Source organism: Gillisella taibaishanensis (assembly GCF_001938985.1).
Classification (GTDB): Bacteria; Pseudomonadota; Alphaproteobacteria; order Rhizobiales; family Rhizobiaceae; genus Allorhizobium; species Allorhizobium taibaishanense.
The window spans coordinates 400,708-422,612 of sequence record NZ_MKIN01000020.1 but is presented as its reverse complement, the minus strand read 5'-3'; the positions used below and the strand labels follow the sequence as shown (position 1 = coordinate 422,612).

General features: G+C 60.5%; 17 protein-coding genes. 7 read left to right on the top strand and 10 right to left on the bottom strand.

The window, feature by feature from the left end; genetic code table 11:
• Positions 1-3: 3 nt before the first annotated feature.
• The 5 genes from BJF91_RS07180 to BJF91_RS07160 form a co-directional block, all read right to left on the bottom strand.
• The gene (locus BJF91_RS07180) at positions 4-471 is read right to left on the bottom strand and encodes a hypothetical protein (protein WP_075613782.1); all 468 of its coding nucleotides are present in this window, start codon (positions 469-471) and stop codon (positions 4-6) included.
• 79 nt (positions 472-550) lie between these two features.
• Positions 551-2,302, bottom strand: a complete 1,752-nt coding sequence (locus tag BJF91_RS07175; protein WP_075613850.1) for an alkaline phosphatase — start codon at positions 2,300-2,302, stop codon at positions 551-553.
• Positions 2,303-2,555: 253 nt separating this feature from the next.
• Entirely contained in the window at positions 2,556-3,377 is an 822-nt protein-coding gene (locus tag BJF91_RS07170; RefSeq protein WP_075613781.1) for a TIGR02186 family protein, read from the bottom strand.
• Positions 3,374-4,297, bottom strand: coding sequence for a sulfite exporter TauE/SafE family protein (locus BJF91_RS07165; RefSeq protein WP_075613849.1), 924 nt, complete (start codon positions 4,295-4,297; stop codon positions 3,374-3,376). The genes BJF91_RS07170 and BJF91_RS07165 overlap by 4 nt, the downstream gene beginning before the upstream one ends.
• Before the next feature lie 460 nt (positions 4,298-4,757).
• Positions 4,758-8,582, bottom strand: coding sequence for an SEL1-like repeat protein (locus tag BJF91_RS07160; protein ID WP_075613780.1), 3,825 nt, complete (start codon positions 8,580-8,582; stop codon positions 4,758-4,760).
• Positions 8,583-9,067: 485 nt separating this feature from the next.
• On the opposite strand from BJF91_RS07160, the gene BJF91_RS07155 reads away from it, so the two are divergent.
• Genes BJF91_RS07155 through BJF91_RS07145 form a run of 3 tightly spaced genes read left to right on the top strand, consistent with a single transcriptional unit; the run spans position 9,068 to position 14,352 of the window.
• Positions 9,068-10,861: an acyl-CoA dehydrogenase C-terminal domain-containing protein gene (locus tag BJF91_RS07155; protein ID WP_075613779.1), complete on the top strand. Its 1,794-nt coding sequence runs from the start codon at positions 9,068-9,070 to the stop codon at positions 10,859-10,861.
• Between the two features lie 53 nt (positions 10,862-10,914).
• Positions 10,915-12,123 carry an acetyl-CoA C-acetyltransferase gene (locus BJF91_RS07150; protein ID WP_075613778.1) on the top strand — a complete coding sequence of 403 codons (1,209 nt, stop codon included), beginning with the start codon at positions 10,915-10,917 and terminating at the stop codon, positions 12,121-12,123.
• Between the two features lie 15 nt (positions 12,124-12,138).
• Entirely contained in the window at positions 12,139-14,352 is a 2,214-nt protein-coding gene (locus BJF91_RS07145) for an FAD-dependent oxidoreductase (RefSeq protein ID WP_075613777.1), read from the top strand.
• A gap of 179 nt (positions 14,353-14,531) precedes the next feature.
• Here BJF91_RS07145 and BJF91_RS07140 read toward each other — a convergent pair whose 3' ends face one another.
• The 3 genes from BJF91_RS07140 to BJF91_RS07130 form a co-directional block, all read right to left on the bottom strand.
• Positions 14,532-15,083: a YagU family protein gene (locus BJF91_RS07140; protein ID WP_075613776.1), complete on the bottom strand. Its 552-nt coding sequence runs from the start codon at positions 15,081-15,083 to the stop codon at positions 14,532-14,534.
• 233 nt (positions 15,084-15,316) lie between these two features.
• Positions 15,317-15,955: a YitT family protein gene (locus tag BJF91_RS07135; RefSeq protein WP_075613848.1), complete on the bottom strand. Its 639-nt coding sequence runs from the start codon at positions 15,953-15,955 to the stop codon at positions 15,317-15,319.
• A 138-nt stretch (positions 15,956-16,093) separates the two neighbouring features.
• On the bottom strand, positions 16,094-17,065 hold the full coding sequence (locus BJF91_RS07130; protein ID WP_075613775.1) for a class I SAM-dependent DNA methyltransferase: 972 nt from the start codon (positions 17,063-17,065) through the stop codon (positions 16,094-16,096).
• Between the two features lie 179 nt (positions 17,066-17,244).
• Here BJF91_RS07130 and BJF91_RS07125 point away from each other — a divergent pair, with 179 nt between their 5' ends.
• Genes BJF91_RS07125 through BJF91_RS07115 form a run of 3 tightly spaced genes read left to right on the top strand, consistent with a single transcriptional unit; the run spans position 17,245 to position 19,499 of the window.
• A complete protein-coding gene (locus BJF91_RS07125; RefSeq protein WP_075613774.1) occupies positions 17,245-17,511 on the top strand; it encodes a DUF6460 domain-containing protein in 267 nt (88 codons plus the stop codon).
• Position 17,512: 1 nt separating this feature from the next.
• Positions 17,513-18,100 carry a CAP domain-containing protein gene (locus BJF91_RS07120; RefSeq protein WP_075613773.1) on the top strand — a complete coding sequence of 196 codons (588 nt, stop codon included), beginning with the start codon at positions 17,513-17,515 and terminating at the stop codon, positions 18,098-18,100.
• Positions 18,101-18,143: 43 nt separating this feature from the next.
• The gene (locus BJF91_RS07115) at positions 18,144-19,499 is read left to right on the top strand and encodes an MATE family efflux transporter (protein WP_075613772.1); all 1,356 of its coding nucleotides are present in this window, start codon (positions 18,144-18,146) and stop codon (positions 19,497-19,499) included.
• Here the strand turns inward: BJF91_RS07115 and BJF91_RS07110 are convergent.
• Positions 19,472-20,563 (bottom strand): quinone-dependent dihydroorotate dehydrogenase, encoded by a 1,092-nt coding sequence (locus BJF91_RS07110; RefSeq protein ID WP_075613771.1) that lies wholly within the window; start codon positions 20,561-20,563, stop codon positions 19,472-19,474. The genes BJF91_RS07115 and BJF91_RS07110 overlap by 28 nt on opposite strands.
• Positions 20,560-20,910 (bottom strand): DUF952 domain-containing protein, encoded by a 351-nt coding sequence (locus BJF91_RS07105; protein WP_075613770.1) that lies wholly within the window; start codon positions 20,908-20,910, stop codon positions 20,560-20,562. Before BJF91_RS07105 ends, BJF91_RS07110 begins: the two co-directional genes overlap by 4 nt.
• A gap of 332 nt (positions 20,911-21,242) precedes the next feature.
• On the opposite strand from BJF91_RS07105, the gene BJF91_RS07100 reads away from it, so the two are divergent.
• Positions 21,243-21,890 (top strand): response regulator, encoded by a 648-nt coding sequence (locus BJF91_RS07100; protein WP_075613769.1) that lies wholly within the window; start codon positions 21,243-21,245, stop codon positions 21,888-21,890.
• Positions 21,891-21,905 lie beyond the last annotated feature (15 nt).

Genomic DNA, 21,905 nt, shown 5'->3' with positions numbered 1-21,905 from the left:
GGCTCAGACCGTACCATAGGTGGCATTTTTAAGCCGCAACAGGCTCACGAAGCCGGTTTCCGGATCGGTCCAGGAGCCCATCTCCAAGGTGCCAACCACCTCGATCTGTGTGCCGGGCTGTACGAAGGTTTGCTTGGCATTGAGATAGACGACGACGATATTGTCCGGCCAGTCCGCATCTGACGAGCAGAAAGGGCACAGCGCCATCGGGATTTCGGTCAGCACGAAGAAAGTCGCTTCCGCCTTCAAAGGCGGCGCCATGAAGCCGCGCATCGCCACCTGCTTGCCGGCAGCCTGTTTGACGGTATCGGAAAACTCCAGGCCCAGCACGCCGACCTTGCCGTAGAGATGGTCAAAATCGATCAGCGGTCGTGCCGCCCGTGCCACGCCCGGCATCAGGCCCAGCGCCCCAAGGCCCAGGAGAGCAAGACTGTCTCGTCTGCGGAGAGATACGCTGGTGAATGTCCTCATGACCGGCCCGACACGCTAATAATCAATAATAAAATGCTCCGGGCGCAACATGCAGCGCCCGGAGCCGAGATAGAATGATTTAGTTGGTCGATTTCGGGCCAAGTGCGAAGGAGTCGACCAGGACCTTATAGACGTCGCTTTCTTCCATATAACCCTTGAAGCCTTCAGAACCGGCGCCGGTGGACTGCAGCACGACATCGTCGACGGCATGGACGGCGGTATCGGCCGAGCGCGGCAGGTTGCCTTCGCGCAGAACGGCGCCGGGCACGTTCTTATAGGCTTCGTTGGCGACGTATTGCTTCTTCTCGTTCTGGATCGAAGGCTCGAACGGGCCGTCCATCTTCGGGCGGAAGGTCTCGTAATAATCCGGGAAGTTGGACGAGAACACGGCCAGGCGGCGCGAAACGTCGACCTTGTCAGGGAAGCCGTCGCCGTCCTTGTCCTCATAGTTCGGGAAGCCGGCATCGGCGTAAACGCCAACCTTTTCACGCATCTCGGTGCCCGGCTTGTCGTCATCGATGGTGCCGATGACAGAAATGCCATGGGTGTGGTCGCCGGTAACGACGATCAGCGTGTCTGGGTGGGACTTCAGAAACTCGAGGCCAACGCCGACGGCCTGGTCGAATTCGATGGTTTCATACATCGCACGGTCCCAGTCCATCGGATGGGACATCTTGTCGATCGATGCGCCCTCGACCATCAGGAAGAAGCCTTCCGAGTTCTTGGACAGCTTGTCCAGCGCAACCTTGGTCATGTCGACCAGGCCCGGCTGGTCCGGGAATTTGTCGACCGTGCCCTTCTTCAGGAATTTGCGGTCGAGGATCGTGTCCATATTGCCCGTATGGAACAGGCCGAGCAGCTTGTCGGAATTGCCGGCGACGGTGCCAAGTTCGGTCTTGGAAGTCGCAAGCGTATAGCCGGCCTCCTTGAACAGCTTGATATAGTCCTTGTCGTCCTTGCGCTTGGAACCCGGAACTTCCTTGGCCAGGAAATAGGCCGATCCACCGCCGAGGATGACGTCCGGCTTAACAGCGTACATCATGCCAACGATTTCGGCCTTGTCGGCGCGGGCGCGGGTATGGGCAACGACGGCGGCCGGCGTTGCATCTTCGATTTCAGCCGGAGAAACGATGCCGATCGACTTCTTGGTCGTGCGGCGCAGCGCTTCGGCAATGGTCTCCACCTTGGGGTCGTCGAGCGTGTTCGGCGTACGGTCGGCATAGACGCCCAGCGCGTTAACGGCGGTCTTGTGGCCGGTCATGTAGGCCGACATGGTATTGGCGCTGTCGGTGGCGATCGCGTTGGTCGAGGACGTGCCGATAAAGGCCATCCGGTCGAGCGTGTCCATGTTGAGGTGACCGTTTGCCTTGCCCTCGGTCATACCCTTCGACATGATGCGGGCGCCGGTGCGATGGGCAACCGAAAGGCCATCGCCGAGGAAGAAGATGATGTTCTTGGCAACCGGCTTCTGAGCGGTTGCATAAACGTCCCAAGTAACCGACTTCTTCTCGTCGCCGGCGGCAACTTCGACCTTGTAGCTGCCGGCCGGCAGCTTGATGTCGCGCAGGATCAGGGCGGAGCCGAGAATCTTGTCTTCCTTGCCCTTTTCCTCGGCGACGAACTGCGCCTGATTGCCGAAGACCGCCTTATAGTCCTGTCCGTTGACGGTTACCTTGACGTCCTCCGGCTTGACCACGGATTTCAGCTCGACCTTGAAGTCGAAGGGCGAGCCGTTGAGAATGGTGGCGCGGTCCAGCGGATAGACCGTGGCTGCCTGGGCGCCGCCGACCAGAACCGTCGTGGCTAAAAGTGCTGCAAGGAAAGTGCGCATGATGAAATCCCCCGGTATGCGGAAATTGATGATGACGGGCAGGCCTACAAATCTGCCCGAGAACAACCGTCAACCGGCGAGAAATCGCGGATTACATGGCTCCTGAAGCCCGGTTTTTTCAAATCCGCGGCTCATTTGCTGAAAATTTCCGATTTCCGCTGCATCGACGGCGGGTCTTGGGGGGACTGTTAGGGGGCGGACATGACAAGCAGATGACAACGCACGATTGCGTGATCATTGCAGAAAACGGCCGTCAGTCCTTGCGGAACACCAGGCTTGCGGTCCAGCCGGTGATGAGGGCTAAAAGCACCGCGAATGCGCCGTAGGACAGAGGCTGATTGCGGGCGGCATCGGTGATCGCCTGTTCGACGCCGGTTTTAACGACGCGCAAACGAAGATCCTTTTGAGCAAGAAAGCCGCCGCTCTTGAAGAGATAGGCGTGCACGACATGGACGCCATCGGGGATATTGGCCGGCAACCGCAGACTGGCCCGAAACAGATTGGTGGAAACGAACCGGATGCCGGTATCGCCATCCTGATAAAGGCCGCTACCTTCCTGTAGCCGGCGGTAGGCACTGCGGAATTCGCCCATGTTGATATCGCCGATAAAATGGCCCGTCGGCGTCAGCGGCAGATGATCGACACCGATTCCCAGTTCGTTCAGCACCTCGGGCGGGGCGATCGCGTCCACTGGGCGCGTGCTGGCAACGGAATAGGAAGTCGGCACACGGTCGAAGGTCAGCGACTGACGGTTGACCCAGATACCGAGGAAACGTTCCTTGCGCCGCACGGTCGCGGCTTCCCTGGGACCTTCCAGCGTCACCACCACATCATACTGGCCGATGGCCAGCAGCAGCTGGTCGACATTGTTGAGCGCGCCGAACACGGTGAGGTCGGCACCGCGAAAATCCGAGGTGATGGCGATTTCGTTGGTCGAGGTGCCAATCTCCAGCGTTTCCTTGCCCGTACTGTCAGGCGTCAGAAACGGGATCTGCGCCAGCGCCGGGCCGATGCCAAGAGCGGCACCTGCAAGAACGGTGCAGATGGTCAGGACGAAGAGCCGGGGCAGCCTCATCGCCCGGAACTCCCGACTACGATGGAATAGGCGTCACCAGGCGTCATCACCAGTTCAATGGCAAGACGCAGGCCGACGGCCATGACCAGCAGGCCAAGCAGGGCCCGCAGCTGTTCGCCGCGCAGCTTCTGCCCAACGCGCACGCCATATTGCGCCCCGATCACACCGGCAATCATCAGCATGAAGGCGAGCACGATATCGACGGAGTAATTGGCCTTGGCCTGAGCAATGGTGGTGAAGGCGCTGACGAAAATGATCTGGAACAGCGACGTGCCGACCACGACATTGGTGGGGATGCGCAGCAGATAGATCATCGCCGGCACCAGAATGAAACCGCCGCCAATACCCATTGGCGTGAGCACGCCGACGAGAAAGCCGAGCGTCAGGATAGGCACCGCGCTCAGGTAGATCTTCGATTTCTTGAAGCGCATCTTGAAGGGCAGCCGATGCACCCAGTTGTGATGGCCGGGCCGACGCACCGCAATCGGCTGCTTGCGCGCCGCGCGCCGCAGCGCCCCAATGCTTTCCCAGAGCATCAGCGTGCCGATCGAGCCGAGCAGAACCACGTAGAGGATCGAGATGAACAGGTCGATCTGACCGAGCTTGCGCAAGGCAACAAAGATCCACATGCCGAGCGAGGCGCCGGCAAGACCGCCCGCCAGAAGCACGCAGCCGAGTTTCAGGTCGAGAGAACCTCGGCGGAAATGGCTCATCGCGCCCGATACGGACGAGGCAACCACCTGATTAGCGCCGGTGGCGACCGCGACGATCGGCGGAATATTATAGAAGATCAAAAGCGGGGTGATCAGAAAGCCGCCGCCGACGCCAAACATGCCCGAGAGAAAGCCGACAGCCGCGCCCATGCCGAGGATGATGAAAATATTCACCGACAGTTCCGCAATCGGCAGGTAAATCGTCACGGCCATCCCCACAAACGATAGAACCGCTCTTGGTTCGATAGGATCAAACCGTCGGTCCTAAGGTGTCTCTCTTGAAGCATAGTTTGGCCAATGCGCATGTCACTTCGGCAAAATCATGCTGTCAAAATACTCGATCGCGCCGCCATGGCCTCACACCATGCCAGCGGACTGTCACTGTTTACAGCATCATTCCTTAAATCCGGGTGGATTTAGGGGCAAAGCCCCCAGAAAATGTCGGATGCGCATCACCGTACCCATCATACTCGCCACAATGGGCAATGACGCAGGAGCGCAAGTCTCTCAGCCCGAGTTTAGAAGCAAATCCTGGCGCTGCAAGCAGAAGATCAAGATCTGCGCATTTGCTCATGCAGCTTAGAGCCTGCTTCGCGCCTGTTCACCACCGCAAAGGCCATTCGATGAGTTCGCGCCCAAGCCCGTCTGAAAGGCTCGGACGGAACCGTCAGCGGTTGTGGGCGAGCAGCGCCTTGACGAGCTCGTTGGAAACCTTGCCGTTCGGCTCCTGGCCGACGGAGCTTTGGAAGGACTTGATGGCGGCAACCGTGCGGGTACCGAGTTTGCCATCGGGCTCACCTGCATTGAAGCCGTTCTTGTTGAGAATGGCTTGGATATTGCGGATCGCCTTTTCCATGTCGACGCTGCCGGTCTTCAGGCCCTTGCCGACCCATTCGTCCGGCTGGTTGACGCTATTGGCATTGGCGTCGACAGGGGTGGGTTGCCACTGCTGGACGCTTGCTTTGGCGCGCTCCAAGGCGGCCGGCTGCAAGGCCTTGGCGACTTCCTCCTGCTTGGCGGCAGCATCCTTATCGCCGGCGCGGGCGGCAAGCGCAAACCACTTGTAGGACGCTTCGAGGTCAAGTTTCACACCGCTGCCACGGGCATAAAGCACGGCGAGATTGAACTGGCTGTCGGTAACGCCAAGCTCGGCGGCCTTCGAAAACCATTTCGCGGCGGCATCCATATCCGGCTTGCCATCACCACCCGATGCATAGAGCACGGCGAGATTATGCATGGCGCTGGCATTGCCGGCCTCTGCCGCTTGGCTGTAGAGCTGTCTTGCCTTGACCAGATCCCGCTGAACACCGGTACCTTTTTCGTAAAGCCCGGCAAGCCGGTACTGGGCCGGCGCGAGACCGAGGTCGGCAGCTCGCTGGAACCAGACGGCGGCCTGCGAGACATCGCCCGGCAGGCCCCGGGCTTCCATGTAGCGCGAGCCGATTTCAAACAGCGCAGCCGGATCGCCGGCCTTGGCTGCTGTGACGAGCGACGGCGGCGACAGATCGGCGGGAACATCGAACAGCGGCTTTGCAGCTGCATCTTGCGGCGGCGCAAAAGCGGCCTTGGCGGCATCCGGCTGGGCAGGTTGCGCCGAGAGATTCTGGACCGTGTTGCCGCCATCGATCGGAGCAGCCGAGAGGCTGGCCTGGCCGGGCGGCGAGGTCACCGGGATGACGGGTGCCGACCTGGTCTCGGTCTCGGCCTCGGTGCTTTCAGGGGCGGGCTGCGCCTGGGAAGGAAGCGTCTCGACAGCCTTGATCTGCTGCGGTGCCTGGGAGGGAAGCGCCTCGGCGGCCGGTGCTGCATTGTAAGGTGCTGCATTGGGCGGGGCTGGCGCGGCCGGTGCTTGAACCGCAGGTGTCGGTCCATCGCTATGGCGGGTGAGATTTTTCACAGCTGTTACGGCCAATGCGGCCAGAAGCAGCGCGCCGACAGCCATCAGGATCGGGCGACGGTAGCGCGAAAAGGCGGAAGCGCCCTTGACCTCGTCAGCGAGCGACATGCGACCGGGACGAGCGCTGCGCTCAGTCTCCTGGGCTGCGGCCTGGGCAGCGCGACGGGCGGCGGCAATGAAATCCATCCGATCATCGGCACCCGCCGGCTTGACCGTATCGGAAGCATGGCTGGATTCCGCCGATGTGCTACCATTAGCGGCCTGGCGGGCGCGTACCTTTTCAAGAATCTTGCGCACGTCAGGCTTGCCGGAGCCCGGCTCCAGCAGTTCATTGGCCTCTTCGGGCGGCAGAATATCGGCGGGATCTATCGACGGCGCATCCTCGACGCGCTGGCGTGTCGGCGTGGCCACTGCCGTCGGAGCTGATGCCGCGTCTGAGTTTTTACCTTGTTGCTTTGCGGGCTTCGCCTTCTTCGCCTGCGGCTTCAGACGGCGGCCAAGACCGGCGAGCAGGCTCGGCCTGCCGGCATCTGCATCCGCGTCCGGCAGGGGCTTATCAGGGTAGATAGCGGGAGCGCGATCGCCATCGTATGCCGTTTTGGCAGAGCCGAACTCCGAAGGAAGCGTATCATCACTGCCAGCTGTCTTGGCCTCTGCCGAGAAGATGCTCGCTGCCTCGGGCTGAGGCTCAACCACCGGCGTTGCGACGGTGGCGCGGCGATCCATCTGGTCGAGCTTTTCGGCGATCTGCACCAGGGTCTGGTGCAGGGCTTCGAAGGTGCGATGGCTGCGTTCTTCACCGCCTCGGCTGATGTCTTCGAGATGGCGCAGATGATCGGCCAGCACCGCCAGCGTTTCCGCAGTTTGGTCCGGCAACGCTTGCTGGTCTAGAAGCGGGTTTTTGCGGGAATAACTGTCCATGACAGCCTCGGCGGCCTGGCGGGCAGCCTCGACGATATATTCGTCGCTGGTGGCGAGATAGTCCTCGAGCGCGGCCATCCGGCCTTCGATCCGCTCGCCTTGATCCGTCAGCGGTGATGCGCTGATCAGGGCGGAGAGATGGGCGATCTGCTGTTCCAGCCCGGCAATTGCCGTGCCGTCACCCAAAGGGGCAGAGGCTGTTTCATCCAGGCGGGCTGCGATGGAATAAAGCCGATCGTCCAGGCTGCGCAGCAGGTTTTCATCGACGGGCGACGCAACCGGATGCTGATCGATTTCATCGATGCGCCGACCGATGACGGCAATCTGTTCGGCCAATTTGTCGGTCAGCGAGCCGTGGTCGAGCGCGTCGATCTTGCGGGAGATGTCGGAGAGATAGCCGGTCAGTTCCGGCTGCAGGCTGTCGCGCCGCGACAGATCCAGCATGCGCGCCAGATCGTCCAGCCGCTCTTCCAGCCGCTGGGTAGCCTGCTGATGGGCGAGATCCTCGATCTTATGCGACAGGGCTTCGATGCGCTCGCCAAGCTCTTGGCCAAGATCATTGGTCCCCAATCCGGCGGTCTGCTCGGAGATAAGCTCCAGATGATGGGCAATGGTGGCGATCCGGTCTTCCAGCCGCTCGATCAGGCGCGGATCGGTCGCGGCGCCATTGTGACGCCCAGTGACGGAAATGGCGCGGGAAATCTCATCCAGCCGGCGGTCGAGTTGGCCGAACTGGTCGAGCATCGCCTGGCTGTTGGGCTCCAGATGCTGGCCGATATGTTCGAGCGCCTTGGCAATGGCAATGAGTTTGTCTTCCAGAAGACGCACCGAGCGCACGTCTCCGATCGAGCCCAGCTGCTGCTTGATATCATCGAGCCGATAGGCGAGTTGCAGCAGGTCCTGCTGGATGCGCTCGGGGTCGATGGCATCAAGCCGGGTTTCCAGCGCGCTCCAACGCGCCTCGACGGCCGGCGTCGTGCCGCCACGGGCGAGCCCGTCAATCAGCGACCGCAGGTCTTCGAAATCGGCGCGCAAGGCATCGGTCTGCGCAGTCGCATCCGGGGTCACGGCATGACCGATGCGGTCGATACTGTCGGCCATGCGCACGAAGTCATCGCGCAATCCGGCTGCCTCGCGACCGTCTTCGGCCAACCGGCGGATATCGCGCATCTCGGCGCGCAAGGTACCGATCTCACCCGCCAGACTATCGCTGATATCCTGGCGCAGATCCGCCCGCAGCGTCGACAGAGCCGATTGGAAATCCATAGGTGTTGCCGCCGGACGGCTGGGCGCGGCCAGCTCAGGGGCAAGTTCGAGCACCGGCATACGGCGTGAGGATGTTTTTTCAAGTGGCCTGTCTTCGGCCGCAGCGGGCTGCGAACCGATAGTGCCTGCAGGCGTCGACGGACGAGAGGCCTCGAGAGCACGCTGTCTGGCGCGGATCTCGGCCAGCGGGTCGAACCGCTCGGGCGTCGGAGCAGGTTCGGCAAAAACAGGATCAGACGGGAGGCGGCTATCGCGCGGCGCGGCTGCCATACCATTCATTAAACCTTCGATGCGAGCTTCCAGCCCTTCGATTGTGCGGCTGAGAGCATCGAGCGAGGAGGCGCCGGCAGAGCGCGGCTCGCCAGGCCGGACCTCCGCCTGGCGAGGATCCGCATGACGGGACGCCATCTGGTCCGGAGCCCGGTAGCCCTGAGATGAAGACCGCTGTCCGTTCATATTTCCAAACTCGCTTCGTGTTTCGGCCCGATCTCAAGAACGACAGGCCCCGTCCATGCCCCGTTCAAGCGAACGTCGGGCGGGAGCAGATGCAATCTTGAGGCGACGCAAATCATTCCGCTGCAGAATCGGGTAAACGTGGTAAACAACCCGTTAAGAGGCGCAGGATTTTTTAACCTTTTGGTTCCAATCACCACGGTTTCTGCCATTTGCCCAAGATAGTTGGCGCTTTGGCTTTGCCGCGAAGACGACATGGGCAAAGTGCGCCTTCGCCATCTGTGTGGCCCCTTCTCATTTGCGGCCACCCCGGTCTTCTTGCCGCATGGGTTGCCGCAGAATTCACGTTTTTCCGTATTGACGTTTACGCGCACGTCAATATTTTGTAGAACAGTATCTGGTCGGGGAGGTAGCCGGCCGCAATCTGGAGGACATTGACCATGCCCGTCTACAAGGCCCCCGTCGCCGACACGCTTTTCATCCTGAACACCGTGCTGGGCCTGGAGCGCTTCAACAACCTTCCGGGTTTCGAGGACGCAACGCCCGACATGATCGAAGCGATCGTCGGCGAGGCTGCAAAGCTTGCGGAAGAACAGCTCTTCCCGCTTAACCTCTCTGGTGACCAGGAAGGCTGCACGCGTCATGACGACGGCACCGTCACTGTGCCGAAGGGCTTCAAGCAGGCCTATGACGCCTATTGCCAGGGCGGCTGGCTCGGCCTGTCCATTCCTGCCGAGTTCGGCGGACAGGGACTGCCTTACGTGCTGCACACCGCCGTTGGTGAATATATGTCGTCGGCCAATATGGCGCTGATGATGTATCCGGGCCTGACCCAGGGGGCGATTGCCGCCATTCTCGTGCATGGTTCCGACGCGCAGAAGCAGACTTATTTGCCGAAAATGGTCGAAGGCACCTGGTCCGGCACCATGAACCTGACGGAGCCGCATTGCGGCACCGATCTCGGCCTGCTGCGCACCAAGGCGGTCCCCACTGGCGATGGCGCCTACAAGATTTCCGGCCAGAAGATCTTCATCTCCGCCGGCGAACACACCATGTCGGACAATATCATCCATCTGGTCCTCGCCCGCATCGAAGGCGCGCCTGAAGGCACCAAAGGCATCTCGCTGTTCATCGTGCCGAAATTCTTGGTCAATGAGGATGGCTCGGTCGGCGCGCGCAATGGAGTCTCCTGCGGCGCCATCGAGCATAAGATGGGCATTCACGGCAATGCCACCTGCGTGATGAATTATGACGAGGCGACTGGCCATCTCATCGGTGCGGAAAACAAGGGCCTGTCGGCCATGTTCGTGATGATGAACGAAGCTCGCCTCGGCGTTGGCCTGCAAGGCTTGTCGATTGCGGAAATCGCTTATCAGAACGCCGCCAATTATGCGCGCGAGCGTATCCAGGGCCGGTCGCTGTCAGGCGCCAAGGCACCGGAAAAGAAGGCCGATCCGATCATCGTCCATCCCGATATTCGCCGCAGCCTGATGACCATCCGCGCCTTCAACGAAGCGGGCCGCGCCTTCACGCTGTGGACGGCGCTTAAATCCGACATTGCCCACCGCTCCGGCGACGCCGCTGAAAAACAGACATCCGACGACATTCTCGGACTAATGACGCCGATCCTCAAGGGCGTGTTGACCGACAAGGGCTTCGACCATGCGGTCATGGCCCAGCAGGTCTATGGCGGCCATGGCTATATCGAAGAATGGGGCATGAGCCAGTATGTGCGCGATGCCCGTATCGCGATGATCTATGAAGGTGCCAACGGCATCCAGGCGCTGGATCTGGTGGGCCGTAAGCTTGGCATGAATGGCGGCCGCGCTGTCATGGCGCTGTTCAACGAAATCGACACTTTCTGCGAGGAGAATCGCGACAACGAAAAGCTGTCCTTCTTCACCAAGCATCTTAAAAAGGGCCTGAACGACCTGCAGGCATCGACCATGTGGTTCATGCAGAACGCCATGGCAAAGCCGGACAATGCCGGCGCTGGCTCCACCGATTACATGCATCTCTTTGGTATCGTCGTGCTCGGTTACATGTGGGCAAAGATGGCCAAGGCCGCTGAAGAGGCGCTTGCGACAGGCACAGGCGACGCCGATTTCTACAAGAACAAACTGATCACCGGCCGGTTCTATATGGAAAAAATTATGCCCGAGACGGCAGTGCGCAAGATCCGCATCGAAGCAGGCGCCGACAGCGTGATGGAACTGGCCGCCGACGCCTTCTGATTTGGATTTGACGAAAAGATTTCGGGCGAAGCAAACGCCCAAGGGAGAGAGACATGAGTGACGTCTATATTTACGACCACGTGCGCACGCCGCGCGGGCGTGGCAAAAAGGACGGTTCCCTGCATGAGGTGCCGTCCGTTCGCCTCGCCGCCAAGGCGCTGGAAGCGATCCGCGACCGCAACGGGCTCGACACGGATACTGTCGACGATATCATCATGGGCTGCGTCGATCCGGTCATGGACGCCGGCGCCGTAATTGCCAAGGCCGCCGCCTTCGAGGCCGGCTATTCCACCAAAGCGCCTGGCATGCAGATCTCGCGCTTCTGCGCGTCTGGTCTCGATGCCATCAACTTTGCCGCCGGCAAGATTGCCCAGGGCGCCGATGACATCGTGATTGCCGGTGGCGTTGAAAGCATGTCGCGCGTCGGCCTCGGCATGTCCGGCGGTGCCTGGTTCATGGACCCCTCGGTTAACTTCCCTGCCTATTTCATGCCGCAGGGCGTGTCTGCCGATCTGATCGCTACAAAATACGGCTTTTCCCGCGATGACGTCGATGCCTATGCGGTCGAAAGCCAGAAACGGGCGGCCCATGCCTGGCAGAGCGGCTATTTCGACAAATCCGTCGTGCCGGTGAAGGACCAGAACGGGTTGACGATCCTCGACCGCGACGAGCACATGCGTCCCGGCACCGATATGCAGTCGTTGGCCGGCCTCAACCCGTCCTTCCAGATGCCCGGCGAAATGGGCGGCTTCGAAGCCGTTGGCATTCAGGCTCATCCGGAAATCGAAAAGATCAACTACGTCCATCACGCCGGCAATTCCTCCGGTATCGTCGACGGGTCCGGCGTCGTGCTGCTCGGTTCCAAGGCCGGTGGCGAGAGCATGGGGCTGAAGCCTCGCGCCCGCATCAGGGCCTTTGCCAATATTGGCTCCGATCCGGCACTGATGCTGACCGGTCCGGTCGATGTGACGGAAAAGCTGTTCAAGAAGTCAGGCATCTCGCTCGCCGATATCGATCTCTTCGAGCTCAACGAAGCCTTTGCCGCCGTGGTGCTGCGCTACATCCAGGCCTTCGATATTCCGACCGACAAGATCAACGTCAATGGCGGCGCGATCGCCATGGGCCATCCGCTGGGTGCCACCGGCGCGATGATCCTCGGCACCGTGCTGGACGAGTTGGAGCGGCGCGATCTCAACACAGCACTCGTCACGCTCTGCATCGGTGCAGGCATGGGCACTGCGACCGTAATTGAGCGCGTCTGATTGGGAGGGATGACAATGACCTACAAGAATTTCACCGTCGAAACCGACGCAGACGGCATTGCTCTCGTCACCTGGGACATGCCCGATAAAAGCATGAATGTCTTCACTGTCGGGGTGATGGACGAAATCGAAGCTATCGTCGATGCCGTGGTGGCCGATGAAGCCATCAAGGGCGTGGTCTTCACCTCGGGCAAGTCTTCTTTCTCTGGCGGCGCCGATCTCAGCATGATCCGTGGCATGTTCTCCATGGTCGAGGAAGAACGGACGAAAGACCCCGCCAATGCCGTGCAGAAGCTGTTCGACGGCGTCGGCCGCATGAGCTGGCTGTGGCGCAAGATCGAGACCTGCGGCAAGCCGTGGGTCTCGGCCATCAACGGCACCTGCATGGGCGGGGCCTTCGAATTGTCGCTCGCCTGCCATGGCCGCGTGGCCTCCAATGCCAAGTCGGTAAAAATCGGCCTGCCGGAAGTCAAGGTCGGCATCTTCCCAGGTGCGGGCGGTACCCAGCGCGTGCCGCGTCTTGCCAATGCGCAGGACGCCCTGCAGATGATGACAACAGGCCAGACGCTGGCGCCACAGCGCGCCAAGGCCATGAACCTCATACATCAGGTTGTCGAACCGGATCAGCTGATCCCCACCGCCAAGCAGATGATCAAGGATGGGTTGAAACCCGTCGCCCCCTGGGACGAGAAGGGCTTCAAGGCCCCCGGCGGCGGCATCTGGACGCCGGCCTCCGCCCAACTCTGGCCTGCGGCGCCCGCCGTGCTGCGTCGTGAAACCTCAGGCAATTATCCGGCAGCGCTCGCCATTCTGAAATGCGTCTATGAGGGCTTGCAAGTGCCCTTTGACACCGGCCTGCGCATCGAGCAGCGTTATTTTACTGAGATCGTCCAGACCAAGGAAGCCTTCTCGATGATCCGCTCGCTGTTCATCTCCATGCAGGAGTTGAACAAGGGCGCACGCCGCCCGGCGGGTCAGCCGAAGAGTGAGATCAAGAAGGTTGGCGTGGTCGGCGCCGGCTTCATGGGCGCCTCGATCGCTTATGTCACGGCTGCCGCCGGCATTCCCGTGGTGCTGATCGACCGCGACCAGGAAGCCGCTGACAAGGGTCTCGCCGTCTCGGCGAAGCTGGTGACAGACGCTGTCGGCAAGGGAAAGCTGACCAAGGAAGCTGGCGAGAAGCTGGTTGGCCTGATCACCGCCACGCCCGACTATTCCACACTTGCCGATGCCGATCTGGTCATCGAAGCCGTGTTCGAAGACCGCGACGTCAAGAAGGCTGTCATCGAAAAGGTCGAGGCCGTGCTGCCGGAAGGGGCGATCTTCGCCTCCAACACTTCGACGCTGCCCATCACAGGGCTTGCGAAGAACTCGAAGCGGCCGGCAGATTTCATCGGCATCCATTTCTTCTCGCCGGTCGAGAAGATGATGCTGACCGAAGTGATCCTAGGCAAGGAAACCGGCGACAAGGCGCTGGCCGTGGCACTGGATTACGTCGCAGCGATCAAGAAGACGCCTATCGTCGTCAACGACACGCGCGGCTTCTTCGTCAATCGTTGCGTTCTGCGCTACATGGCCGAGAGCTATGACATGCTGATCGAAGGCGTGCCGCCGGTCATGATCGAAAATGCCGCGAAATTCGCGGGCATGCCGGTCGGACCGCTGTCGCTCAACGATGAAGTGGCGATCGATCTGTCCTACAAGATCCTGAAGGCCACCGTTGCCGATCTCGGTGAAAAAGCCGTCAATCCGCGCCATATGGAGCTTGTCGCGCGCATGGTGGAGAAGGAAGAACGCTTCGGCCGTAAGAACGGCAAGGGCTTCTACGAGTATCCCGCCAAGCCCGCCAAGAAATTCATCTGGCCTGATTTGAAGGATCTCTACCCGCAGAAGAAGGCTGATGACGTTGACGTGAAGGTGCTGCAGCAGCGCTTTCTGGCAACCATTGCGCTCGAAGCTGCCCGCACCGTGGAAGAAGGCATCGTCATAGACCCGCGTGAAGCCGACGTCGGCTCCATCCTGGGCTTCGGCTTTGCGCCATATACCGGCGGTGCACTGTCCTATATCGACGGCATGGGCGTGAAGAATTTCGTGGCGCTCTGCGAAAAGCTGGCAGGAGAATACGGTCCGCATTTTGCACCGACACCGCTGCTGAAGGACATGGCCGAGAAGGGTGACACCTTCTATGGCCGGTTCGATCCCTATGGCGCGGTGAAGGCTGCTGCTTGATCCTTCACCAGGATTGGAAAGCGTCGGAATTGACTGGAAAAACCCGGCAAGGCCTTTGGCCCTGCCGGGTTTTTAATTGTCAGGGCTACGCGATGACGGGCCTTATCAGGCGCGGCTACTGCATAATTTCTTAAATCGGAATTGATTTGAGGAGAAAATTACGCAGCAGATTTAAAGTGTTACAGCACCGCCCAATCGCCCCTCACCGGTTTGGCCTGAGAAGCCAGAACGGCGATCAGGCAGATCTCAATCGATCCTGCCCAGTAGACATGGCCGAGCATCTCGCTGCACAGCTCATAAGCGTTTAGGTTCCAGAGCCACCCGACGGCCCCATTGGCATAGACGGGATGTCTGAAACCAAGCAGCGGGATCAGAAAGCCATGCATGGTGACGGTGATGACCAAGCCATAAAAGGCTCCGTACCATAGCCTGATTTTCGGCCAGTAGGCGGATAGCAGAACATAGACGAAGGCAAAAGCGAAGCTGAAAAGCCAGTGGTAAAGCGTGACGGCGCCGCCCACGGTCGCACCCTGATAGACATAATCGAGTGAATGCGAATTGATCCCGAACGGCCCGAGCCAGGCATCGATATGGGCGGCCGGCGGTGATACTTCGCCGGGAACGCGCGGCGGCACATTGACCTCCGACCCCCATTTGACGAGCGAACTGATGAAACCACCGATCACGGTCGCCCAGAATATGACTTTGCGATTATCCCTCGTTCCAAACATGACCAATATCCTTCCAGTGGAAGGCTCGATCAAACAAGACCTCCCGCAACAGCCACAGACATCTTATCAGACTGACATCACCACCAAGACTGTGGTGAAGCTGTGACGTTGGCAGGATTGCGGTCAGGAGACGATACGCCCCCTCGTATCAGGGCAACCATGGATGGCCCCGCCAAGTCACATGCAGTAAAAGGGCCGGAATGGGAGAGAGAGGAAACGACCGGCGACAGTGCTCACCGCAGCGCGATATACCGGTCTGAGCGGTGATTGATCAGCACGAAGAGATTGAGCACAACGGCGCCGATGACCGAGCAGCCGACCACCCAGGGGCTGACGACGGTGAAAGCAAGGGCCATGACGATGAGATCGAAGGCGAGCTGCACCAGTCCGGCCTGGATGCCGAACCGGTCCTGGACGAAGACGGCGAGGATGCCGATGCCACCGAGGCTGGCGCGGTGGCGATAGAGCGCAAGAAGGCCGAAACCGAGCAACAGGCCAGCCAGCACGGCGCCCCAGACCGGGTTGATGCTTTCAATGACGATGAAGCGGCTTTCGATTTCAACGAGGAAAGACGTCAATGCCACGGCAACGAAGGTCTTGATGGTGAAGTCCCAGCCGACGCGTTTGATGGAGAGGATGTAGAAGGGCATGTTGAGGAGGAAGAAGATCAGGCCGAAGCTCCAGCCGGTCCAGTAATGGATGACGAAGGAAAGCCCCGCCATGCCGCTGGTGACAAGCCCGATCTTGGCGATCAGAAACAGGCCGAGCGCCGAAATCATCGTGCCGCAAATGATGCCCTGCACATCCTCGGCGCGGTTATGACGGGTGGGATTGTCGTTCCAGATGCCGAAGAGATTGTTCATCAAGGCCATGGCCGTTCCCATCCCGTTGCCCGCGCGACCGCCAGTTTTGGTTGTCTATTGGCTATGAGAATGCCTGAAAATCCAAGGCTTTCAAGATAGTTTGGTCAGGATACCTGACCTATCGAGAAGATCGCAATTTTCGGTCTTTCAGGCGGGCTTGCGGGCAATAAACAGCAAGCCTTGAATGGGTTTTCCGCCATCAAGACGAATGATCTCCTGTTCGCTGGTCAGCAGTTCGAAGCCTTGCGCCCGAAGTTCGGCTTCCACATAGGCCTGCCCATGCTGGTAGCGCAGCGATGGCGCGAGAGAAAATCCCTCCTCGCCCTCGTGCCGCTCCACCGAAAAGGCGAAATATCCGCCCGGTCGCAACAGGTCGGCGGCAAGCGTAAAGACGCCGGTGAGGTTGCCGAGATACATCAGCACATCGGCTGCCGTGACCAGATCGGCGCGGGCGCTGCCCTTGTCCTTTGGAAACAGACCGCAGGTCTCGGGGGGTAGCGACAGGTCGGCCTCGCCAAGTGCGTCATAGATCTGCTTGTCGCGTGCCTTGGCCAGCATGGCGGCGGAGAGGTCGTAGCCCTCCAGATAGTCTGTCTGCGGCCGCAGTTCGGCGCCCATCAGGCCGGTGCCACAGCCGAGATCGACGGCATGGGCGTGGCGGCGGTCTGGGCCGGTGACCCGGGCAATAAGAGCCGCCAGCTTTTTCGGCACCCGGTAGTCGAGCCTTTCCACCAGGGCCGCGTCGAAACGGTCGGCATAATCATCGAACAACGCCTCGACATAACGGCTTGGCGGCTTTTCCGGCATGGCTTCCGCCCCGAGCAGCACGAGTTTCAGGCCAGCACCGAATATGTCCTGAGGGTCGAGCGCCAGCACCTGCCGGTAAGCGTCGGCGGCAGTCGGATCGGCGGCCTTCATCCGGTAGTCGCCAAGCAGAAACCAACCGGCCGCCCAGCCGGGAGCCAGTTCCAGCGCCTGTTCCATCAATTCGGCGGCAGCGGCGTGATCACCACTTTCTGCGAGCATGCGGGCATAATCGGCGCGGCGGTCGGCGGTTACGTCGCCTGAGGAGCGTGAACCGGGGGCATTTCTACCGGAAGGGGGCTGCGTGCGATGCATGGGACATGTCTGTGCTGAGGGACGATGCCGGAGCAATGGCGCAAGCCTTGAAAAACGCAAGTGAAATCTATCGGCGGCCTGCTTGTCGCCTTCATCGGAGCGTCATTGTGCTTGCGTCGCCATAATCCAATGCTTATGTGCGACTCATGCGCCAAGGGCGGATAACAGGAGACAGAGCCATGACCGATGGCGTCAACAGATTTCTGGGCGATTCGATCGGCCGAACCATCATCAAGCTGATCGTCGTTTCGGTGATCGTCGGCTTCGTGATGCGGATCTTCGGCATCTATCCCTATGACATTATCGAGGGCATCCGCCATTTCTTCCAGGATATCTGGCACAAGGGCTTTGCCGCGCTTGGCCAGTTCGGAGACTATCTGCTGCTCGGCGCCAGCGTGGTCATCCCGCTGTTCATCATCCTGCGCCTTCTCAACATGCGGAAATAACATGTACGTTCCTTGCCCAGAGACCGATCGTTCCGGCCGACGCGCCTTTATAGCCTCGGCTGGTCTTGGTCTTGCCGCCCTGCTTGCCGGCTGCGCCAGCCCCATCTCAAAGCCGACGGCGCCGTCCAACGTCACGGACGAGACAGCAGCCTTCCTGCCGATGGTGAACGCGCTGCGCCAGAAGAACGGCAAATCGACATTGGTGATCGATCCGCAGGCGGCAAAGGCGGCGATGTTCCAGGCCAATCGCATGGCCCAGGCCGAAACCATGTCGCATCTGATCGGCATGGGTGACAGTTTCGGTTCCCGCATGCGGGCCGGCAATGTCCAGCTTCCGGCGGCGGAAAATATCGCCATGCTGCAGCAGACCGACGAGGCCGCGATGCAGGCCTGGATCAACTCGCCGCACCATCTCGAAAATATGCTCGGCCCCTATCATGGGCTTGGCGTTGCCGTAGCGCGCATTCCCGCACGCGGCAACAAGCCCTATTGGGCCATGGTCCTCTCAGGCACGCCGCGTCCACAGACGGATATGGGTATTCTGCCGATGGGCGCCTCGCCGACTGGCATTCGCCTGAGAATCGGTTGATAACGAGCTTCCGGGCAGTGGTCTTTGCCCGCTGGAGCCTTTGATGACCATTGCCCCCACTCCCGGCGCACAAAACCGGGCTTTTATCGTGACCCATCGCGCCGTGCTCGCCATCGCCATCCCGATGACGCTTGGCTATATCACCACGCCGCTGCTCGGCATAACCGATACGGCTGTGATCGGGCGGACCGGTGAGGCTGCCGCGCTGGCCGGGCTTGCGATCGGCGCCGCCGTTTTCGACCTTGTCTTTGCCAGCCTGAATTTCCTGCGAGCCTCGACCACTGCGCTGGTTGCCCAGGCCCATGGCCGTCGGGATGAGCGTGAACAGATCGCAGTCTTCTGTCGCTCGATGATCCTGTCGCTCGGCATCGGCCTGCTGCTGCTGGCTCTATCTCCGGTTCTGCTGAAGGCGGGACTGGCGCTGATGGGCGCCGAAGGTCGGGTGGCGGAGGTCACGTCTATCTATTTCTCGACCCGCATTCTAGCCGGCCCGTTGACGCTATCGAATTTCACCATCATGGGCTTCATTCTCGGGCGGGGCAAAGGGTCTCTGGCACTCGCCCTGCAGATCCTTCTCAACGGCGTCAATATCCTGCTGTCGATCCTGCTCGGGCTGCATTTCGGCTGGGGTGTATCAGGCGTCGCCTGGGGAGCGGTTGCCGGCGAAGCTACAGCAGCCATTGTCGGCCTTGCCGTCATCCTTATCCGCACCGAGCGGTCATTGCTGCCGTCCATGGCCGAATTGCTCGATCGCCAGCAACTCGGCGAGCTGTTTGCCCTTAACCGCGACATCCTGATCCGCAGCTTCGTCCTGCTGGGCGCCTTCACGCTGCTGACCCGGATCGGCACCGGCTTTGGAGCGGTGACGCTGGCCGCCAACGCGCTGCTGATGAATTTCTTCATGGTCGCCTCATTCTATCTCGACGGCGTCGCCAATGCCGCAGAGCAGATCGTCGGCCGGGCCGTCGGCGCCCGCTATCGGCCTGCCTTTGATCAGGCTGTGCGGCTGACCACGGTCTGGTCCTTCGGGCTGGCGATCACCAGCATGGTATTCTTTCTTCTCGTCGGCGGAGCGATCATCGACGCCATGACCACAGCGGCAGACGTGCGCGAAGTGGCGCGGATCTTCCTGCCCTGGGCGGCGGTCACCGCGCTCACCGGTGCGCTCGCATTTCAGATGGATGGGGTCTTTATAGGTGCGGCCTGGTCAAGCGACATGCGCAACATGATGCTTGCCGCCTTTGTCGGCTATCTTATCGCACTTGCGATCTTCGTGCCGCTGTTGGGCAATCACGGCCTCTGGCTGGCGCTCAATCTGTTCCTGGCGTTTCGCGGCCTGTTTCTGGCTTTGCGGCTGAAAAGCCGCAGCCGTCAAACCTTTGCCGACAGCCAGTGTTGAAGCCGGCTATCGCGCAACTGCGAAATCGACGCCACGCCTTCGCGATCCAGCGCCTTTGACAGTCCCTGGACGATAGCAGCCGCAAGACCCGGCCCCTCATAGACCATGCAGGAATAGAGTTGCACCAGATCGGCACCCGCCTTGATCTTTTCCAGCGCGGTTTCCGCAGAAGACACGCCGCCAACGCCGATTAGCGGCAGGCCGGGGCCGACACGGTGGCGCATGCGGGCAAGCACCGCTGTGGATTTGGCAAACAGCGGTTTGCCGGACATGCCCCCGGCCTGGCTGGCCTGGCGCTGATCCATCAAGCCCTCGCGCGACAGGGTGGTGTTGGAGACGATCAGTCCGTCGAGATCGCGGGCCAGCACCACTTCAGCAATATCGTCCATGCCTTCTTCGGTCAGATCGGGCGCGATCTTCAGAAAGACCGGCACCCGACGGCCAGCCTTGACGGCCTCTTCGGCCCGGGCAGCGAGCACGGCATCCAGCAACTGACCGAGACTGTCCTTGGCCTGCAAGTCCCGCAGGCCGGGCGTATTTGGCGAGGAGATATTGGCGGTGAAATAGGTAGCAAGCGAATAGAAGCGGCGAATGCCGGCGACATAATCCGCAATCCGATCCTCGGCATCCTTATTGGCGCCGATATTAACCCCGACGATGCCGGGTTTGTTAGCCCGCGCCTGAAGACGCCGGAAGGCCGCCTCATGACCCTCATTGTTGAAGCCGAGCCGGTTGATGATCGCTTCGTCACGCACAAGGCGGAAAATGCGGGGCTTCGGATTTCCGTCCTGCTGCTTTGGCGTCAGTGTTCCCACTTCGGCAAAGCCGAAGCCGAGGCCGAGCAATTCATCCGGAACTTCCGCATTTTTGTCATAGCCGGCGGCCATGCCGACCGGATTGGGAAAATGCAGGCCTGCAATGGTCTGCGCCAGCCTGGCATCATCAGGCTGGCGGCATTTCGGCATCAGGCTCGTCTTGAGGCCCGCGATCGACAGGCCATGGGCGGTTTCAGGATCAAACAGGAACAGGCCCGGACGGGCAAAACGCTTGAAGGGATCTATCATGCCATATCCTCCGGAAACTGGTGCAGCCCATCCTCGCCCAAGGGCAAGGCCCATTCGGCAACGACGGCCGAGAGCGGCAAGGCTGCGTAAAGATGCGGAAACAGCGCCCCGCCACGCGACGCTTCGAACACCAGCTTCGCCCCCAGCGCCGCACCATCGACAGCGATCAGCAGCAGGCCTTCCTGCCCGGCAAAATGCAGTCTTGCCGTTTCCCGCGCCTGGGCAGCCGTTGAAAAGTGGATGAAGCCATCAGACAGATCAATGGCGGCGCCGGTAAATACGCCCTCTGCCCGCGCCTTTTGCCAGAGCGTTTCCGGCACGATTTTATAGACTGTCTCTGCTGCCATGATGCCATCCTTGCAGCCCTTAACGGGCGAAATCCCTGTCGGTTTGCCTGAACCGGCCCGACTTGTCCACGGTCGACAGCACGAGGCAATTGAACTGTGCAGTATTTTTAGGCTTGATTTCCTGTTCAACCTGCAGTGATCTACGATTTCACGGTGGCGTGAAGACTTGGTAGCGGTATCTATTCGCCGTATAGTGACGGTTGGAGACGCAAGACAGACGGCCAATGGCGTTGCTGCTTGCGCAGGAGGCACGACAACCGTTAATAACAAAGACCCGGCATCGCAGATGCGGGAACTGCTGCACAACGAAAGCTCTTGGGAGGGGGCAGACGATGGCTGAGCAAACAATCATTATCGTGGACGATCATCCCTTGTTTCGCGGCGCGCTGCGGCAAGCCGTAAGCGGCATGGACGGCAAGCAGGATATCGTCGAGGCGGGAGATTTCGAAGCGGCACGCCAGGCAGCGGCTGAGCATCCGGATGCCGATGTGCTTCTGCTCGACCTCGCCTTGCCCGGCGCCAGCGGCTTTTCCGGACTGATGGCACTGCGGGCAGAATTTTCCAGCCTACCGATCATCATTTGCTCGGCCACGGACGATTGCGCCACCATCCGGCGCGCGCTGGAACTCGGCGCATCCGGCTTCATTTCGAAATCGTCGGGCATCGAGGATATCAGGCTGGCGATCCAGACCGTGCTGAGCGGCGACATCTTCACGCCTTCGTCCTATATAGAGCAGCAGGAGCAGGATCCTGAACTGGCCGATATCATGGCGCGGCTGCGCACGCTCACCCCGCAGCAAAACCGGGTATTGGGCATGCTCTGCGAAGGTCTGCTGAACAAACAGATCGCCTACGAACTCGGCGTTTCGGAAGCGACGATCAAGGCGCATGTCTCCGCCATCCTGCTCAAGTTGAAGGTCGATAGCCGTACTCAGGCGGTCATTCAGCTCGGACGGCTCAACATGGCCATGGTCGCCTGACCATTTCCATACGAG

What these genes read in the sequence shown, in the direction of transcription:
- BJF91_RS07180 (WP_075613782.1), bottom strand. Translation starts at nt 471, where the DNA reads ATGAGGACATTCACCAGCGTATCTCTCCGCAGACGAGACAGTCTTGCT.
- BJF91_RS07175 (WP_075613850.1), bottom strand. Translation starts at nt 2,302, where the DNA reads ATGCGCACTTTCCTTGCAGCACTTTTAGCCACGACGGTTCTGGTCGGC.
- BJF91_RS07170 (WP_075613781.1), bottom strand. Translation starts at nt 3,377, where the DNA reads ATGAGGCTGCCCCGGCTCTTCGTCCTGACCATCTGCACCGTTCTTGCA.
- BJF91_RS07160 (WP_075613780.1), bottom strand. Translation starts at nt 8,582, where the DNA reads ATGGCGTCCCGTCATGCGGATCCTCGCCAGGCGGAGGTCCGGCCTGGC.
- BJF91_RS07155 (WP_075613779.1), top strand. Translation starts at nt 9,068, where the DNA reads ATGCCCGTCTACAAGGCCCCCGTCGCCGACACGCTTTTCATCCTGAAC.
- BJF91_RS07150 (WP_075613778.1), top strand. Translation starts at nt 10,915, where the DNA reads ATGAGTGACGTCTATATTTACGACCACGTGCGCACGCCGCGCGGGCGT.
- BJF91_RS07145 (WP_075613777.1), top strand. Translation starts at nt 12,139, where the DNA reads ATGACCTACAAGAATTTCACCGTCGAAACCGACGCAGACGGCATTGCT.
- BJF91_RS07140 (WP_075613776.1), bottom strand. Translation starts at nt 15,083, where the DNA reads ATGTTTGGAACGAGGGATAATCGCAAAGTCATATTCTGGGCGACCGTG.
- BJF91_RS07135 (WP_075613848.1), bottom strand. Translation starts at nt 15,955, where the DNA reads ATGGCCTTGATGAACAATCTCTTCGGCATCTGGAACGACAATCCCACC.
- BJF91_RS07130 (WP_075613775.1), bottom strand. Translation starts at nt 17,065, where the DNA reads ATGCATCGCACGCAGCCCCCTTCCGGTAGAAATGCCCCCGGTTCACGC.
- BJF91_RS07125 (WP_075613774.1), top strand. Translation starts at nt 17,245, where the DNA reads ATGACCGATGGCGTCAACAGATTTCTGGGCGATTCGATCGGCCGAACC.
- BJF91_RS07120 (WP_075613773.1), top strand. Translation starts at nt 17,513, where the DNA reads ATGTACGTTCCTTGCCCAGAGACCGATCGTTCCGGCCGACGCGCCTTT.
- BJF91_RS07115 (WP_075613772.1), top strand. Translation starts at nt 18,144, where the DNA reads ATGACCATTGCCCCCACTCCCGGCGCACAAAACCGGGCTTTTATCGTG.
- BJF91_RS07110 (WP_075613771.1), bottom strand. Translation starts at nt 20,563, where the DNA reads ATGATAGATCCCTTCAAGCGTTTTGCCCGTCCGGGCCTGTTCCTGTTT.
- BJF91_RS07105 (WP_075613770.1), bottom strand. Translation starts at nt 20,910, where the DNA reads ATGGCAGCAGAGACAGTCTATAAAATCGTGCCGGAAACGCTCTGGCAA.
- BJF91_RS07100 (WP_075613769.1), top strand. Translation starts at nt 21,243, where the DNA reads ATGGCTGAGCAAACAATCATTATCGTGGACGATCATCCCTTGTTTCGC.